Source organism: Pseudomonas sp. EA_65y_Pfl2_P78 (assembly GCF_963970495.1).
GTDB classification, from domain to species: Bacteria; Pseudomonadota; Gammaproteobacteria; order Pseudomonadales; family Pseudomonadaceae; genus Aquipseudomonas; species Aquipseudomonas baetica_A.
This window is the reverse complement of record NZ_CAXAON010000025.1, coordinates 43,952-58,512: the sequence shown is the minus strand read 5'-3', so window position 1 is coordinate 58,512 and position 14,561 is coordinate 43,952. Positions and strand designations below refer to the sequence as shown.

At 60.3% G+C, this 14,561-nt stretch carries 16 protein-coding genes and 1 pseudogene; 11 read left to right on the top strand and 6 right to left on the bottom strand.

The features are described 5' to 3' along the window. Positions 1 to 6: 6 nt before the first annotated feature. Positions 7 to 624, bottom strand: a complete 618-nt coding sequence (locus tag AACY02_RS18675) for a DNA-3-methyladenine glycosylase family protein (protein WP_339433221.1) — start codon at positions 622 to 624, stop codon at positions 7 to 9. 68 nt (positions 625 to 692) lie between these two features. After that, positions 693 to 1,775, bottom strand: coding sequence for a bifunctional transcriptional activator/DNA repair enzyme AdaA (locus AACY02_RS18670; protein WP_339433220.1), 1,083 nt, complete (start codon positions 1,773 to 1,775; stop codon positions 693 to 695). A 109-nt stretch (positions 1,776 to 1,884) separates the two neighbouring features. On the opposite strand from AACY02_RS18670, the gene AACY02_RS18665 reads away from it, so the two are divergent. From AACY02_RS18665 to AACY02_RS18650, 4 genes are all read left to right on the top strand, one after another. Next, a complete protein-coding gene (locus tag AACY02_RS18665) occupies positions 1,885 to 2,298 on the top strand; it encodes a VOC family protein (protein ID WP_339433219.1) in 414 nt (137 codons plus the stop codon). Between the two features lie 292 nt (positions 2,299 to 2,590). After that, positions 2,591 to 3,205, top strand: a complete 615-nt coding sequence (locus tag AACY02_RS18660) for a biliverdin-producing heme oxygenase (RefSeq protein ID WP_339433218.1) — start codon at positions 2,591 to 2,593, stop codon at positions 3,203 to 3,205. After that, the gene (locus AACY02_RS18655; protein WP_339433217.1) at positions 3,202 to 5,439 is read left to right on the top strand and encodes an ATP-binding protein; all 2,238 of its coding nucleotides are present in this window, start codon (positions 3,202 to 3,204) and stop codon (positions 5,437 to 5,439) included. The genes AACY02_RS18660 and AACY02_RS18655 overlap by 4 nt, the downstream gene beginning before the upstream one ends. Positions 5,440 to 5,522: 83 nt before the next feature. Next, positions 5,523 to 6,110, top strand: coding sequence for a LysE family translocator (locus AACY02_RS18650; protein ID WP_339433216.1), 588 nt, complete (start codon positions 5,523 to 5,525; stop codon positions 6,108 to 6,110). A gap of 21 nt (positions 6,111 to 6,131) precedes the next feature. On the opposite strand, the gene AACY02_RS18645 is transcribed toward AACY02_RS18650, so the two are convergent. Then, positions 6,132 to 6,965 (bottom strand): AraC family transcriptional regulator, encoded by an 834-nt coding sequence (locus tag AACY02_RS18645; protein WP_339433215.1) that lies wholly within the window; start codon positions 6,963 to 6,965, stop codon positions 6,132 to 6,134. A 35-nt stretch (positions 6,966 to 7,000) separates the two neighbouring features. Continuing rightward, positions 7,001 to 7,207 (bottom strand): annotated as a pseudogene (locus tag AACY02_RS18640) (VOC family protein); the annotation flags it as partial. Positions 7,208 to 7,222: 15 nt separating this feature from the next. Here AACY02_RS18640 and AACY02_RS18635 point away from each other — a divergent pair. Continuing rightward, complete coding sequence (locus AACY02_RS18635) at positions 7,223 to 7,357, top strand: hypothetical protein (RefSeq protein WP_445261488.1); 135 nt, start codon at positions 7,223 to 7,225, stop codon at positions 7,355 to 7,357. A gap of 27 nt (positions 7,358 to 7,384) precedes the next feature. Here the strand turns inward: AACY02_RS18635 and AACY02_RS18630 are convergent, their stop codons facing one another. Both AACY02_RS18630 and AACY02_RS18625 read right to left on the bottom strand, forming a co-directional pair. Further along, positions 7,385 to 8,053 carry a class I SAM-dependent methyltransferase gene (locus AACY02_RS18630; RefSeq protein WP_339433214.1) on the bottom strand — a complete coding sequence of 223 codons (669 nt, stop codon included), beginning with the start codon at positions 8,051 to 8,053 and terminating at the stop codon, positions 7,385 to 7,387. Between the two features lie 113 nt (positions 8,054 to 8,166). After that, on the bottom strand, positions 8,167 to 8,532 hold the full coding sequence (locus tag AACY02_RS18625; protein ID WP_339433213.1) for a DUF6124 family protein: 366 nt from the start codon (positions 8,530 to 8,532) through the stop codon (positions 8,167 to 8,169). A gap of 543 nt (positions 8,533 to 9,075) precedes the next feature. Between AACY02_RS18625 and AACY02_RS18620 the strand changes: the two genes are divergently transcribed. The 6 genes from AACY02_RS18620 to map all read left to right on the top strand — a co-directional run bounded on the left by AACY02_RS18620 (position 9,076) and on the right by map (position 14,453). Continuing rightward, positions 9,076 to 9,531: a (2Fe-2S)-binding protein gene (locus AACY02_RS18620; RefSeq protein WP_339433212.1), complete on the top strand. Its 456-nt coding sequence runs from the start codon at positions 9,076 to 9,078 to the stop codon at positions 9,529 to 9,531. Positions 9,532 to 9,551: 20 nt separating this feature from the next. Further along, positions 9,552 to 11,714, top strand: a complete 2,163-nt coding sequence (locus AACY02_RS18615) for a xanthine dehydrogenase family protein molybdopterin-binding subunit (RefSeq protein WP_339433211.1) — start codon at positions 9,552 to 9,554, stop codon at positions 11,712 to 11,714. Between the two features lies 1 nt (position 11,715). Continuing rightward, positions 11,716 to 12,294 carry a hypothetical protein gene (locus AACY02_RS18610; RefSeq protein ID WP_339433210.1) on the top strand — a complete coding sequence of 193 codons (579 nt, stop codon included), beginning with the start codon at positions 11,716 to 11,718 and terminating at the stop codon, positions 12,292 to 12,294. 63 nt (positions 12,295 to 12,357) lie between these two features. Next, on the top strand, positions 12,358 to 13,323 hold the full coding sequence (locus AACY02_RS18605; protein ID WP_339433209.1) for a sensor domain-containing diguanylate cyclase: 966 nt from the start codon (positions 12,358 to 12,360) through the stop codon (positions 13,321 to 13,323). Positions 13,324 to 13,437: 114 nt separating this feature from the next. After that, entirely contained in the window at positions 13,438 to 13,665 is a 228-nt protein-coding gene (locus tag AACY02_RS18600; protein ID WP_221734137.1) for a ParD-like family protein, read from the top strand. After that, complete coding sequence (gene map, locus AACY02_RS18595) at positions 13,662 to 14,453, top strand: type I methionyl aminopeptidase (RefSeq protein ID WP_339433208.1); 792 nt, start codon at positions 13,662 to 13,664, stop codon at positions 14,451 to 14,453. Before AACY02_RS18600 ends, map begins: the two co-directional genes overlap by 4 nt. The last annotated feature ends 108 nt before the right edge of the window (positions 14,454 to 14,561 follow it).

The window sequence follows — 14,561 nt, the reverse complement described above, 5'->3', positions numbered from 1 at the left end:
CGCCGTCTACGACTTGGGCACCCGCCACAAATACCACGCGGCCACCGTCCGAAACGGACGCCAGTGCACCCCGATCTCAACCATCTGCTTGCGCGTCGGCTGCTCCTCCAGCCCCTTCAAACGCCGGTAGCCTTCACGCACGCCAAAGTCGTCCGCCGGCAAAATGTCCATCCGTTCCAGGCTGTAGATCAGTAGCATCTCCACCGTCCAGCGCCCGATTCCGCGCAGGCTGACGAGCCGCTCGATCAGCGCCTCATCATCCATCGCCAACGCCGTGGCGTAATCTGGCACCACGCCGTCCAGCGTGGCTTGGGCGATGCCCTGAATCGTCGCAATCTTGCCTGCGGAAAACCCGCAGCCACGGATGCGATCAACATCGGTCGCCAGCATCTGCTCCGGCCGAGGAAACGATTGCCCGGGAAACAACCCGACCAATCGCCTGACAATCGCATCCCCGGCCTTGGCATGCAGTTGCTGATAGGCAATCGAGCGCACCAGCGACTCGTAGGGATCCCGCGCTGGATAAGGTTGATGCAGGCAAGGGCCAACAGTGGCGACGAGCCGCTGCCAATCGGTATCGATTGAGGCAAAAAACGCACTGGCTGTGCGATAAACATTCGCCATGCTAATTCAGCAAGTCATCGATTTCAGGAGTGTTCATCGAGATTCCTTGTGCTGGCTGAGTCCAATCGTTAGAAAAGCCAAGGCTGCGTGAGTTGTCGCGCCGCGTTTTCGAGCCTCAGCAGAAAGGCCTTGCGTGGTTGTCCTCCACCATACCCGGTGAGCGAGCCATCCGCGCCGATGACCCGATGGCAAGGCACCACAATGGCCAGACGGTTGTGCCCGTTGGCCAGGCCGACAGCGCGACTGGCGCCGGGTTTGCCCAAACCGGCAGCAATCGCGCCGTAGGTGGTGGTGTGGCCGTAGGGGATTTGCAGCAGTGCCGACCAGACCTGGCGGGCGAACTCGCTGCCGGGCAGGTGCAACGGTACGCTGAATGTGCTGAGGTTGCCTGCAAAGTAGTCGGCCAGTTGTTGTTCGATTTGCTGTAGCGGCGCGTTGTGCCCCGGTGCGACCGCATAGCCATATCGGCTCTGCAACTCTTCGACTTCCCGTGTCAGCGCTGGCCGATCAAGAAACTCCAGCAACACCAGCCCACGGCGCTCAGCCATGGCAATCATCGGCCCCAGCGGTGTGGTCAGTCGGGTAAACAGCAGCGGTTCACTGTTGGCTGCGCGACCGGGCGTGATGTGGAACGACTTCTGAAACGCATCACGAAAACCGCTCAGCGATTCATAGCCGGAATCGAACGCCGCGTGGTCGATGGAGGTGCCTTGCTTGATTCCGCCCAGCGCCATACCGAGTCGGCGGGTGCGCAACCAGGCATGGAAGGTCATGCCGAAATGCTGCTTGAACCAGCGCCGCAATTTCAGCGGCTCGATGCCTTCGGCGAGCAGTTGCGCATCGCTCCAGCGCACCTCCGGATCGGCATCCACGGCTTTGAGCACGCTTTGTACCCAGTCCGGCGCAATGGCCGCCGCGTCCAGCGGTTTGCAGCGCAGACAGGCGCGATAACCGGCGGACATGCACTCGTCGGCATGGGCGAAGAATTCGACGTTCTCAGGTTTCGGCTTGCGCGCCGTGCAACTGGGGCGGCAGAAGATCCCGGTGGTTTTCACGGCCGTGAAGAACACGCCTTCATAAGCAGTGTCGCGTTCGAGCATGGCGCGAACCATCTCGGCGTGGGGCGGCAGGACAGTGGTTTGTATGTTCATGGCGTGAGAGTAAAACCAGTTTGTCGATGGCTCCACCGAAAAATCGACAGTGAATTTTTTTATATTTGCAGCACAATCACCGGGTCGCTGAATGTGAGGAATCAAACCCATGCAACCGTTCGTCATCCAACACATCGATCACATCGTCCTGCGCGTTGCGAACCTGCAACGCAGCATCGAGTTCTACGGCCAGGTGTTCGGCGCCGAAGTGGTCAAGCGTAACGAGCCGTTGGGGCTGGTGCACTTGCGTGCCGGCACCTCAATGATCGACCTCGTCGACCTGCAGGGCGAACTTGGCCGCAAGGGCGGCGGGGCGGCCGGGGCCGAGCGGCGCAACGTCGATCACTTCTGCCTGCGCATTGAACCGTTCAATGAGGACGCGCTGACTGCGCATTTGCAGTCTTTCGGGCTGACCGTGGGAAAAGCCGCCAACCGCTTCGGTGCCGAGGGCTACGGCCTGTCCCTGTACTGCTTTGATCCGGACGGCAATCAGGTCGAACTCAAAGGCCCGTGTGAGATTTAAGCGCGTTTCGCCTTCAACAGCGCCGAAGTCGCCCTCGACAACTGCCTGCGCAACAACGGTTACAGGGCCTGGCGAACTATTGGCCCATCGCCGTCGTGGTACCACGGGCAGGGGCGTTGGTCAGTCCGGTCGAACTTTCCGGATACCGAACCGCTCAGAAACAATCTGAGGCGTCCCTTTTGGCGAAAAAATTGATCCTTGCGGTCAGAAAAGGCGATTGGCGTGTAAGATTTCGCCCAATGTCTCTCCAAACCCCGCCTGGCCCCAAGTGGCCCCACCAAGAGCGATCTACATGCAAGCAAAGCCCCGTGAGGTTTATGTGCCACCGGTGTTGCAAGACCTACGAGCCGGGACTGCCGAGTTGCATATCGCGCTGGAAAAGCGTCTGCCTTTTTTCTCCGACGCCCTTGATGTGCCCGCCTTTAAGCGGCTGATCCAGGCCTATTACGGCTTTTATTTACCGCTGGAAAGCGCGTTGCGGGACAGCGATGCGATTCCCGCCGATTTCGATCTGTCACCACGCCTCAAAGCTCAGACACTGCACAGCGACCTGAAAGCCCTGGGGGATTGCGGGGCGGCGATCGACAGCTTGCCGATGTGTCAGCGGTTGCCACTGATCGACTCAAGCGCCGCCAGCCTTGGCGTGTTGTACGTGCTTGAAGGCGCGACCCTGGGCGGGCAGATTCTGCGCCGGGAAATCGCCAGCCGTTTGGGCCTTGAAGCGCAAAACGGTGCCGCGTTTCTTGATGTTTACGGCGCCGCCACCGGTCGCCGCTGGCGCGAGTTCATTGAATACCTGGGCAGTCGCCCAATGCCCACCGCCGAACGCGAAGCCGTTGTGCTGGCGGCGCAAAACACATTCAGCTGTTTCGAGCGCTGGCTCGATAGCCGGGAGATACTGGCATGAGCCCGCAAGACAAAGAAGCTTTTGAAAAACTGTTGGACAACTGTGCCGACGAGCCGATTCGTTTCCCTGGCGCCATCCAGCCCCACGGTTTGTTGCTGACCCTGAGCGAGCCTGCGCTGAACATCATTCAGGTCAGCGCCAACGTCGACACCTTGCTGGCCCGCACACCAGAGGATCTGATCGGCCTGCCGCTTGAGCACCTGATTGGCGACGCGCCAGCCCAGACCGTGCGCCAAGCGTTGCTGCAGTCGGCATTCTTCGATGCCCCGCCGCTGCATTTCCAGCTCAATGGCACTGCGTTCGAAGGTCTGCTGCACCGCCATCAGGGCGTGCTGATTCTGGAACTGGAAATCCACGTCGAAAACTTCCAGCCGCGCAACGTGGCCGGCAGACAGACCCACCTGGGGCGGATGCTTCAGCGCTTGCAAGCCGCCACTACGCTGCAGGCGCTGTACGACATCAGCGTCAAGGAAATCCAGGCCATGACCGGTTACGACCGGGTGCTGATCTACCGTTTCGAGGAGGAAGGGCACGGCCAGGTGATCGCCGAAGCCTCATCGCCGTCGATGGAAGTGTTCAACGGCCTGTTCTTCCCGGCCTCCGACATTCCCGAACAGGCTCGCGAGTTGTACCGCACCAATTGGCTGCGGATCATCCCTGATGCTGACTATCAGCCAGTGCCGCTGGTGCCGAAGCTGCGTCCCGATACGCACACCCCCCTGGACCTGAGCTTTGCCACGCTGCGCAGCGTGTCGCCGATCCACTGCCAGTACATGAAGAACATGGGCGTGCTGTCATCGATGAGCATCTCGTTGCTCAAAGGCGACAAACTGTGGGGCTTGATCAGTTGCGGCAACCGTCAGCCGCTGCACGTTCCACACGACCTGCGCATGGCTTGCCAGACTATCGGTCAGGTTCTGTCACTGCAGATCAGTGCGATGGAAGCGCTGGAACTCAGCCGCCAGCGTGAAGAAAAAGTCGACGCTTTGGCGTTGCTCAATCAGGCGATGATCGACTCGCCGCAAAATGTTTTCGACGGGTTGGCGAACCAGCCGCAAGTGCTCATGGCGCTGACCAACGCTGGTGGTATCGCCATCATTGAAGACAATCAGTTGCACCGTTACGGTCACTGCCCGGAACCGGAAGAAATCCGTGCGCTGCACAAATGGCTGCAAGGCACCGGTGAGCCGGTATTTGCCAGCCATCACCTGGCCAGCGTTTACCCGCCAGCCGCGCACTATCAACAGGTGGCCAGCGGCGTGCTTGCCATGAGCCTGCCAAAACCGGTGGATAACGGCGTGCTGTGGTTCCGTCCGGAGGTTAAAGAAAACATCAACTGGAGCGGCGACCCTCACAAGCCGCTGGATCTGGAAAACTCCGACGCTGGTTTGCGCCTGCGCCCGCGTACCTCGTTCGAAATCTGGAAAGTCGAGATGGCCGGTATCTCCACCAAGTGGAGCCACGGCGATCTGTTCGCCGCCAACGATCTGCGTCGTTCGGCGCTGGAAAATGACTTGGCCCGACAGGTATGCCGCGAACAGGAAGCGGTGCGCGCCCGCGATGAACTGGTCGCAGTGGTGTCGCACGATCTGCGCAATCCGATGACGGTTATCTCGATGCTCTGCGGCATGATGCAGAAGGCTTTCAGCTCCGACGGCCCGCACACTTCGCGCCGAATCTCCACGGCCATCGACACCATGCAACAGGCCGCCGGACGTATGAACACGTTGCTGGAAGACCTGCTCGATACCTCGAAAATCGACGCCGGGCGCTACGTCATCACGCCACAGAAACTCGATGTCGGGCAGATGTTCGAAGAGGCGCAAGCATTGCTCGCACCTTTGGCACTGGACAAGGACATCAGCATTTCCTTCGAGGCAGACCCCGATCTGCGCATCCACGCCGACCCCGAGCGATTGTTTCAAGTGCTGTCGAATCTGGTCGGCAATGCGATCAAGTTCACCCCGCGCTTGGGCACGGTCGGCGTCCATGCCAAATTGGTCGGCGATGAAATTGTCTTCACCGTGCGTGACAGCGGCGAGGGGATTCCCAGTGAAAACCTGCCCCATGTATTCGACCGTTACTGGACAGTGAAAGAGGGCAATCCGACGGGCTCAGGCCTGGGTTTGTACATCACCCAAGGCATCGTCGAGGCGCATGGCGGACGTATCGTTGCCGAGAGTGAGCCAGGGCAGGGCAGTGAGTTCCGCTTTACGGTGCCGCGTCTGGATTGATCGCAGGGGCATTTTCTTCAATACCGTGGTCAGGGCGCTGGTTACCGTGGACGCCTTGTTCCTTGGTTTGAAGCAGGTGTGCGATGAGTCTGATTGTTTCGATGGCGGCGTTTGCCCTGGCCGCGTCCATTACCCCCGGCCCGGTCAACATCGTGGCGCTGAGTTGCGGCGCGCAGTTCGGCTTTCGCGCCAGCCAACGGCATGTCGCCGGAGCTACGTTGGGCTTTGTCTTGTTGCTGGTGCTGATGGGCTTGGGGCTGCATGAAGTGCTCAAACTCTGGCCATTCATGACCCGCGTCGTGCAACTGGCCGGGGTGGCGTTTCTGCTGTTCATGGCCTGGAAGCTGGCGACCGACAACGGGCAGTTGAATGCCGGGGACTCGGGCCGCGCACCTTCGATGCTCTATGGCGCGGTCATGCAGTGGCTCAACCCGAAAGCCTGGCTGGCGTGCGTGGCCGGCATGGGCGCGTTTGTCGCCGATGGCGAGGCGCGGCTGGTCTGGCAGTTCGCGGCGGTGTATCTGGTGATCTGCTATCTGTCGGTGGGCTGCTGGGCGTATGCCGGGACGTTCTTGCGCGGCTACCTGGGCAACCCGGCGGGGTTGCGCCTGTTCAACAGGCTGATGGCAGGGTTGTTGGCGGTGTGTGCGATTTATCTGTTGTTGCCTTGAAATCCTCACAGGGGATTGCTGTCAGCCCCGATACTGCCCCGGCGTCGCCGCCAGATGCTGTTTGAACGCCCGTTGAAAGTGCGCTTGATCGGCAAACCCCGCCTCAAGCGCCACATCGGCAATCAACCGTCCACTGCGCAACCGCTCGCGAGCGAACTGGATGCGCTGGTTGATCACAAACGCATGGGGCGTCATGCCGTAATGCTGCTTGAAGGCGCGGATCAGGTACGACGGCGACAACTGCGCCGCGCGGCAAATGTCATCGAGGCTCAGCAGATCGGTGCAGTGTTCGCGGATGTAATCGGCGGCGCGTTCAAGCTTGAAATTCGGCTCGCGCGATGGCTGTTCAGCCGGGTTCAGGCGCAATTGCAGATTCGTGAAAAACTCGACCGCAGCGCTCTGTTTTCGCAGCACATCCTGTTGCCCGTCGACGAGAATTTCGTATAACCCCTTGAGATCGCGGAACAGGCCGGCATCGTTGAGATGGGTGGTCGCAAAGCGGCGGAATTCAAGCTCGGCACTGAAGCCCAGTTGATGTTGCAAATCGGTTAGCCATGGCGTTTCGACGTACAGCATCAGGTATGACCACGGCTGATCATTGATCGGATTGCAGGCGTGCACATCACCGGGGTTCATCAACACCACGGTGCCGGCGGCGACTTCGAACTGCGCCTGTTCATGCACATATGTGCTGCGCCCGGCGGTAATCGCCCCGATGGAGAAGTGCGCATGAGAATGCCGCGCATAACAAACCTCGCGACCATCGGCGATGGCCCGGGCTTCGATGAAGGGCAGGGCCTCGTCGCGCCAGAAACGCGGGGCTTTTTCAGGGTTTTTCGCGGCAGCGTGTTTCATCGACGTCGTTCCCGGCAGGCCAGCGCCCGAGTGTATTAGCTCTGGCCGGCAAAGGCTCGTTCCAGTTGGGCAATGTCGAGTTTTTTCAGGGTGTACATGGCCTGCATCTCCCGCTGGGATTTGCGGGTGTCCGCATCCAGCATCATGTGCATGAACGCCACCGGCACGATTTGCCACGACACGCCGAACTTGTCCTTGAGCCAGCCGCATTGCTGCGCTTCAACCGGCCCACCGGCGCCTACCTCTACGATGGCCACATGCCGATCGCGCTGTTGGTAGTGATGCACGCCATGACCATCATTGGCCCAACCCTGCTGAAAGTGGGCTGTGTGATGCGCCTTTTGGCGCAATACCGCCTCAGTGGCCCGCCGCTGATCCAACAAGCACTGTAAAACCCTGTGGGAGCTGCGTGACTGAAACTAGCGCCGCTCAGCCACCATCAGCAATGACTGCGGCACAGGACTTTGCGGATGCTGCGGTTCTTGCAGTGCGGCCAACTGGAAACCTGCCATGTCGAGCGCATTGATCCAGCTCGACAGCGTGCGGAAATACCACGGCATCGGCTGCCACTGGCCTTCGAACCCGGCGAAGGTCTCTTGCCGCCAACCATCCTGATAATCGCCGGCCGCGACGGCCCATGGGTGCAGCGTCTGGATCACCAGCACACCGCCGGGCACCAGCAAGGCGTTCATCGCCGCGAGCAGCGGGATGATGTCCTGATGCAACAGAGAGAAATTGGCGCAGATCAGGTCGTAGTCCCGCCCGATGTCCACATTCGCTTCAACCAGCGCTTCATAACTGGCGACATACACTTGCGATGCACCGGCCAAACGCGCCGCTTCAACCAATGTCGCGTCGCCATCCACGCCCACTGCAGCAATGCCCCGATCCGCCAGTGCCCGCAATAACCAGCCTTCGCCGCAACCCAGGTCGAGCACGCGCGCAGGTTGCCGGCCCATGATTGCCAGCAGGATCGCCTGATCGGTGACCTGCTGACGGCTTTCAATCGCGCCGCTGCGGACCACTTCGATCCAGACGTGGGCGTTGTCGTGCCAGCTCTGCAAAAGAGTGGATTCAGGGGAGGGCATGTCGGTGTCCGGACCGTTGAGTGGAGGATGCCGTGCGCAAAGATCAGTATGGACGCCGGGTTCAAGATCGCCATGCAGGATGCACTGGCCCTGCATGGCGAACCGTGTGGTACCTACTGCGGCAGGCGCAGTTTATCCAGCAATCGGTTGACCAACAGCTCGTTCAACATGATCACCTGTTGCAGCGCCAGCAGCGGTTTTCGCTCCGGGCCGCCCACCGAGTCGGCGATGTTACCGGCCATGGCATGAGCGTATGACAGCGACTCACAGGCTTCGACGAGCAGGGTTTCTTCATCCAGCGTGGGATCGACGAGAAAGACGGGGCGAAACTTGGGCGAGCTTGGCGGGGCCGACAGTGCTTCGGGTCTGAGGTAGTAGTCGAGGGCGCGATCAGTTGCTTCTTTGACCTTTTGCGGGTCAAGGGCGGGGTCGTGTGGGACTGGATCGGTGTGCGGTGGGTTTGGCGTGATTTTGAACATGGATGAAACTCCTATTGCAGATTTCAAGGAACCATCACTTTCGCTACCAAACGAGGGTGGCGGCCATACGCGGGTTGGTAGACCGGCTGCAATAGGAACCCGGCGCTCGCAAAGGAGCCCCACGCATGACCACCATATGAAAGACTGCACAAGGTGTTGCCACACGACCATTACAGACGGGCTACCAAACCCGATCACTGTTTTGCAGTGACAGGGAAACGATACAACCCGCCCCACAGCCGTGTAAGCCGGCGGATTCTGGCGTACGCGTAGGTAACGGCGCAAGGTTTTGTAGCCTGTATGGCGTAACGCGGAGTGTCATTTAAACGCGCTCACGCAATGATGTTTACGCAGGGGGAATGTGGGTTAGCGAGAGTCTGCGACACCCTCACCATTCAGAGCACTCATGCATGACCGGTGGTCGCCGCATCTGGCCTAAAACGCAAATTGCGCTTAGCTCAATGGGATAAGCCCAAGCGTGCGCAGGCTTCGCGGCCGCAGCGACGCCCCTTCAGAACACCGTGAGTCTGAGGAAAATCCCCGATGCTGACCCTGAATATCAATGGCAAGGATCAGGAGCTCGATGTCCCCGCGGACATGCCGTTGCTCTGGGTTCTGCGCGATATCGCGCACCTGACCGGTACCAAATTCGGCTGCGGCATGGCCCAGTGCGGCGCCTGCACCGTGCATGTCGACGGTGCGCCGTTGCGCGCCTGTATCACCCCGGCCACCGCCGTCGCCCATGGGCAGAAAATCCTCACCATCGAAGGCCTGTCCACGGACGGCTCGCACCCGGTGCAGCAAGCCTGGGCAGAACTGGATGTGGTGCAGTGCGGTTATTGTCAGTCCGGGCAGATCATGTCCGCCGCAGCCCTATTGGCGAAAATCCCCAAACCCACCGACAGCGATATCGATCAGGCGCTCTCCGGCAATATCTGCCGTTGCGGCACTTATCCAAGAATTCGCGCCGCGGTCAAACGTGCGTCCGAAATCGGTTGAACCAGACGGGGAGACAGACCATGAACAGTCCCGTATCGCGTCGGGGTTTTCTCAAAGGCAGTGCCATGTTGGGCGGCGGTCTGGTGGTGGCGTTTGTGGTGCCCGGCGCCCATCGTTTTGCGTTGGCGGCGGAGAATGAGGGCAAGGTCTTTGCGCCCAATGCGTTCCTGCGCATTGCGCCGGACAACAGCGTCACCGTGCTGCTTGGGCATTCGGAGATGGGGCAGGGCATCTGGACCGGGCTGACCATGCTGATCGCCGAAGAGCTGGAGGCCGACTGGTCGAAGATTCGCGTCGAACACTCGCCAGCCTCGGCCGCCGATTACGGTCTACCCGGTTTTGGCGGCATGCAGATTACCGGCGGCTCGACCTCGACCTGGATGGAGTTCGACCGCTATCGGCTGGCGGGCGCTACGGCGCGGCAAATGCTGGTTGAGGCGGCGGCCAAGCGTTTTGACGTGGCGCCTTCGACGATTCGCACCGAGTCGGGCGTGGTGATCGCTGGCGATAAACGCGCCACTTACGGCGAGTTGGCGGACGCCGCCGGGCAATTGCCGGTGCCCGATCCGAAATCCATTACATTTAAAGAGGCCAAGGACTGGAAGGTCATCGGCAAACCCACGAAACGCCTCGATACCCCAGAGAAGATCACCGGCCGCGCCAGGTTCGGCATGGACGTGCAGTTTGAAGGGTTGATGACGGCGATGGTTGCCCGAGCGCCGGTATTCGGTGCCCGCGTCAAATCCTTCGAGGGCGCCGAAGCGCTGGCCGTGCCGGGCGTGCATAAAGTGGTGCAAGTGCCGACCGGGGTGGCCGTGATCGCCGAGCATTATTGGGCGGCGAAACTGGGCCGTGATGCGCTGAAAGTCGATTGGGACCTGGGGCCGCACGCAGACCTGAGCAGCGAGAACGTGCTGGAGCGCTTTCGCAAACTGGCCGCCACACCGGGCACGTCGGCCAGTCAGGCCGGGGATGCCATGGGCAACTTCGGTAAAGCGGCGAAAAAGATCGACGTTGAGTACAGCGTGCCATACCTGGCTCACGCGCCGATGGAGCCGCTCAATTGCACGGTGAAGATCAGCGCCCAGAAGTGTGAAATCTGGACCGGTACGCAATTTCAGACGCTGGACCAAATGATTGCCGGCAAGATCACCGGACTTAAACCCGAGCAGGTCGAAATCCACACCGAATTCCTTGGCGGCGGTTTTGGTCGTCGGGCCAATCCAACCTCCGATTTTGTGGCCGAAGCGGTGGAGGTGGCGAAAGCGGCGGGCATGCCGGTGAAAACCGTATGGTCGCGCGAGGATGACATTCGCGGCGGTTATTACCGCTCGATGTTCCTGCATCAGGCGCGTATAGGGCTGGGAGCCGATGGCATGCCGTTGAGCTGGCAGCATGTGCTGGTCGGGCAATCGATCATGACCGGTACGCTGATGGAGGCGACCATGGTCAAGAACGGCATCGACCCGACGTCGGTTGAGGGCGTGGCCGACAGCCCTTACGTCAAAGGTCTGGCCCATCATCAGGTTGAACTGCATTCGCCGCAGACCGGGATCAATGTGCTGTGGTTACGCTCAGTGGGGCACAGCCACACCGGGTTTGTCATGGAGTCGTTGATCGACGAAATGGCCGCTGCGGCAGGCAAGGATCCGGTCGACTACCGCCGCACGTTGCTCAAGGCGCATCCACGGCATCTCGGCGTGCTGAATCTGGCGGTGGAGAAGGCCAACTGGTCGGCGCCGCTGCCGGACGGGCATGCCTTGGGCGTGGCGGTGCACGAATCGTTTGGCAGCTATGTGGCGCAAGTGGCCGAGGTTTCTCAGGACAATCTGGCCATTCGTGTGCATCGCGTAGTGTGCGCGGTGGATTGCGGGATCGCGGTCAATCCGCAGAGCATCGCGGCGCAGATGGAGTCGTGCATCACCTTCGGTCTGGGCATGGCGCTGCACAGCAAACTCACGCTCAAGGACGGCATGGTCACGCAGTCCAACTATCACGACTATCAGGTGCTGCGGCTCAACGAAATGCCGGTGGTTGAGGTGCATATCGTGCCCAGCCACGATAAACCCGGCGGCATCGGCGAGGCGGGTGTGCCGCCGACCGCACCGGCGGTGGCCAACGCCGTGTTTGCTTTGACCGGGCAGCGACTGCGCCAATTGCCGCTGCAATTGTCGGGGGTGTGAGATGAAACGACATCTGCTGTTGGGCGCACTGGTTCTGATGGGTGCAGGTGGATACACCTCGCAACTGTTCGCCGATGATCAGCAAGCCTTGAAGGCGTTCGACACCATTCAGAAAGTATTCCAGAGCCCGCGTTGCCAGAACTGCCACATTCCCGGGGATTCACCCTTGCAATTCGATGCCGGCACGCCCCACGCGATGAACGTGGTGCGGGGCATGGACGGCAAGGGCGCCGCCGGTTTGCCGTGCGCAACGTGTCACGCCCAAAGCAATCCGCCCGCCAGTTACGGCCCCCATGCGCCTCCCGGTGCGCCGCACTGGAGCCTGCCGCCGGCGGCGCACAAAATGGCCTGGATTGGCCTGCCAGCGGACAAACTCTGCGCGATGATCAAGGACCGTTCGAGCAACGGTGATCGCGATTTTGCCGCGCTGATCAAACACGTCAGCGAGGACAAACTGGTGCTATGGGGCTGGAACCCCGGGGCAGGGCGTGCGCCGGTGCCGGTGCCCCACGACCTATTCGTGAACCAGTTCAAGCTCTGGGCCGATGCCGGCGGGCCGTGTCCGGTGGCGGGGGGATGAGAATCTGAGCCGTTGCTGAATTAGCGCTACGCTGAAGTGTATGGATGCCAATGGAGTGTGCGAATGCTGGTCCCAGGAAAAACCGCCAATGAAGACGCGCGCATTCAAGCGCTGCACGGACTCAACCTTCTCGATTCTGCTCCGGAGGAGCGTTTCGATCGACTGACGCGACTGGCCAGGCGCCTGTTCAATGTGCCGATTGCCCTGGTGACACTGGTCGACAAGGATCGGCAGTGGTTCAAGTCTTGTGTCGGGCTGGAGGTCACGCAAACACCCAGGGACGTCTCATTCTGCGGTCATGTGATTCTCAAGGACGATTTGTTGCTGGTGCCCGACGCCCGCCAGGACGAGCGTTTCCATGACAACCCACTGGTCACGGGCGAACCGAACGTTCGCTTCTACGCCGGCTACCCGTTGACCGTGCCCAATGGCAACAAGATGGGCACGCTTTGCCTGATCGACACCAAACCCCGTGAACTCGATGACGAAGAACGTGCGCTACTGCGTGACCTGGCTGGTATGGCCGAGCAGGAGTTGATGGCGGTACAGATCGCGAGCATGGACGAGTTGACGCTGTTGTCCAATCGCCGTGGGTTCATGCAGTTGGCCCAGCACGCGCTGGATGCTTGCGCACGGCTGAACAGGCCGGCGACGCTGCTTTTCTTCGACCTCAATGACTTCAAGCAGATCAACGATCTCTATGGTCATGCCGAGGGTGACAGTGCGCTCAAGACCTTTGCCGACGTGCTGCGCATTGCCTTTCGTGAGAGCGACGTGGTCGGGCGATTGGGCGGCGATGAATTTGTCGCCTTGCTGACAGGCTCCAGTCACGTCGAAACCACGGCGATCATGGCGCGACTCAACGAGATTCTCCAGGAGCGCAACGCCATGTTGCAGCGTGGTTATGCGATTCGCTTCAGCGTCGGCCAGATCGAGTACGACGCCAAGCGCCATGACACTGTGGATCGGCTGCTGGCGGATGCGGATGGCGCGATGTATGCGCATAAGCAGGCGTTGAAGCGTGTCTGATTCAGATTAGTCATGCATTTGGGAATGGATTGTGTCGTCAATGTTCGGCGCAATGGTTTCGTTTACTCCGATGACTAATATATGATCCGTATACATTTCGTATCGGATTTTGCCATGGGCATCGTAAAGATTTCAGAAGACATGCACGAGAATCTGCGCATCTCCAGTAACGCCCTCAGCCGCTCGATCAACGCGCAGGCCGAGCACTGGATGCGCATCGGCATGCTCGCCGAGTTGCACCCCAACCTCGATCACAGCGCCATTTGCCGCTTGCTCATCCGCGCCGAGCAGAACGGTGGGCTGGATTTGCAAACACTGACTCAGGAAGCCGTCACCGCATGAGAAACCAGATCAAGATCAATACCCGGGCCGAGATCGCTCAATCGCGCGTCGCCGGCAAGCTCGCCGCCGAAGTGCTGGCGATGCTGGTGCCGCACGTCAAGGCTGGCGTGACCACGGATGAACTGGATCGGCTGTGCAATGACTACATCGTCAACGTACAGAAAGCGGTTCCGGCCAATGTCGGTTATCACGGCTTTCCAAAAACGGTCTGCGCCTCGGTCAACGACGCGGTGTGCCACGGCATTCCATCGGGCACACCGTTGAAGGATGGCGACATCGTCAACCTCGACATCGCGGTGATCAAGGACGGTTGGTTCGGCGATACCAGCCGCATGTATGTGGTGGGTGAAGCGACGCCGCAGGCGCAGCACTTGATCAAGACCACTTACGACGCCATGTGCGCCGGCATTCGCACGGTGCGTCCGGGTGCGACCCTGGGTGATATCGGCCATGCGATCCAGAGCCTGGCGGAGAAGGAAGGCTTCAGTGTGGTGCGCGAGTATTGCGGGCACGGAATCGGCAAGGTCTACCACGATGAGCCGCAGATCCTGCATTACGGTTTTCCCAATCAAGGCATGAAGCTCAAGGCCGGGATGATTTTCACCATCGAACCGATGCTGAACGCGGGTAAACGTCATGTGAAGAACATGCCGGACGGCTGGACTGTACTGACCAAGGACGGTTCGTTATCCGCGCAATGGGAGCACATGGTGGCGGTGACGGAAAGCGGGTTTGAAGTGTTGACGCCGTGGCCGGATCAGATTGAGGGTTTTGCCGCGATTAACTGAGGGCCACAAAACCTGTGGCGGCGAGCAAGCCCGCTCCCACAGATTTGACCGGCGATGGACGGTTTTTTGGATTCGCCCCACAGGGGGATTTGTAGGGTGTTGATGCGT

Excerpts from the sequence above, each read along its gene's own strand:
- AACY02_RS18675 (WP_339433221.1), bottom strand. The coding sequence starts at position 624 with ATGGCGAATGTTTATCGCACAGCCAGTGCGTTTTTTGCCTCAATCGAT.
- AACY02_RS18600 (WP_221734137.1), top strand. The coding sequence starts at position 13,438 with ATGGGCATCGTAAAGATTTCAGAAGACATGCACGAGAATCTGCGCATC.
- AACY02_RS18645 (WP_339433215.1), bottom strand. The coding sequence starts at position 6,965 with ATGAAACACGCTGCCGCGAAAAACCCTGAAAAAGCCCCGCGTTTCTGG.
- AACY02_RS18610 (WP_339433210.1), top strand. The coding sequence starts at position 11,716 with ATGAAACGACATCTGCTGTTGGGCGCACTGGTTCTGATGGGTGCAGGT.
- AACY02_RS18615 (WP_339433211.1), top strand. The coding sequence starts at position 9,552 with ATGAACAGTCCCGTATCGCGTCGGGGTTTTCTCAAAGGCAGTGCCATG.
- map (WP_339433208.1), top strand. The coding sequence starts at position 13,662 with ATGAGAAACCAGATCAAGATCAATACCCGGGCCGAGATCGCTCAATCG.
- AACY02_RS18605 (WP_339433209.1), top strand. The coding sequence starts at position 12,358 with ATGCTGGTCCCAGGAAAAACCGCCAATGAAGACGCGCGCATTCAAGCG.
- AACY02_RS18625 (WP_339433213.1), bottom strand. The coding sequence starts at position 8,532 with ATGTTCAAAATCACGCCAAACCCACCGCACACCGATCCAGTCCCACAC.
- AACY02_RS18665 (WP_339433219.1), top strand. The coding sequence starts at position 1,885 with ATGCAACCGTTCGTCATCCAACACATCGATCACATCGTCCTGCGCGTT.
- AACY02_RS18660 (WP_339433218.1), top strand. The coding sequence starts at position 2,591 with ATGCAAGCAAAGCCCCGTGAGGTTTATGTGCCACCGGTGTTGCAAGAC.
- AACY02_RS18620 (WP_339433212.1), top strand. The coding sequence starts at position 9,076 with ATGCTGACCCTGAATATCAATGGCAAGGATCAGGAGCTCGATGTCCCC.
- AACY02_RS18655 (WP_339433217.1), top strand. The coding sequence starts at position 3,202 with ATGAGCCCGCAAGACAAAGAAGCTTTTGAAAAACTGTTGGACAACTGT.
- AACY02_RS18630 (WP_339433214.1), bottom strand. The coding sequence starts at position 8,053 with ATGCCCTCCCCTGAATCCACTCTTTTGCAGAGCTGGCACGACAACGCC.
- AACY02_RS18670 (WP_339433220.1), bottom strand. The coding sequence starts at position 1,775 with ATGAACATACAAACCACTGTCCTGCCGCCCCACGCCGAGATGGTTCGC.
- AACY02_RS18650 (WP_339433216.1), top strand. The coding sequence starts at position 5,523 with ATGAGTCTGATTGTTTCGATGGCGGCGTTTGCCCTGGCCGCGTCCATT.
- AACY02_RS18635 (WP_445261488.1), top strand. The coding sequence starts at position 7,223 with ATGCCGATCGCGCTGTTGGTAGTGATGCACGCCATGACCATCATTGGC.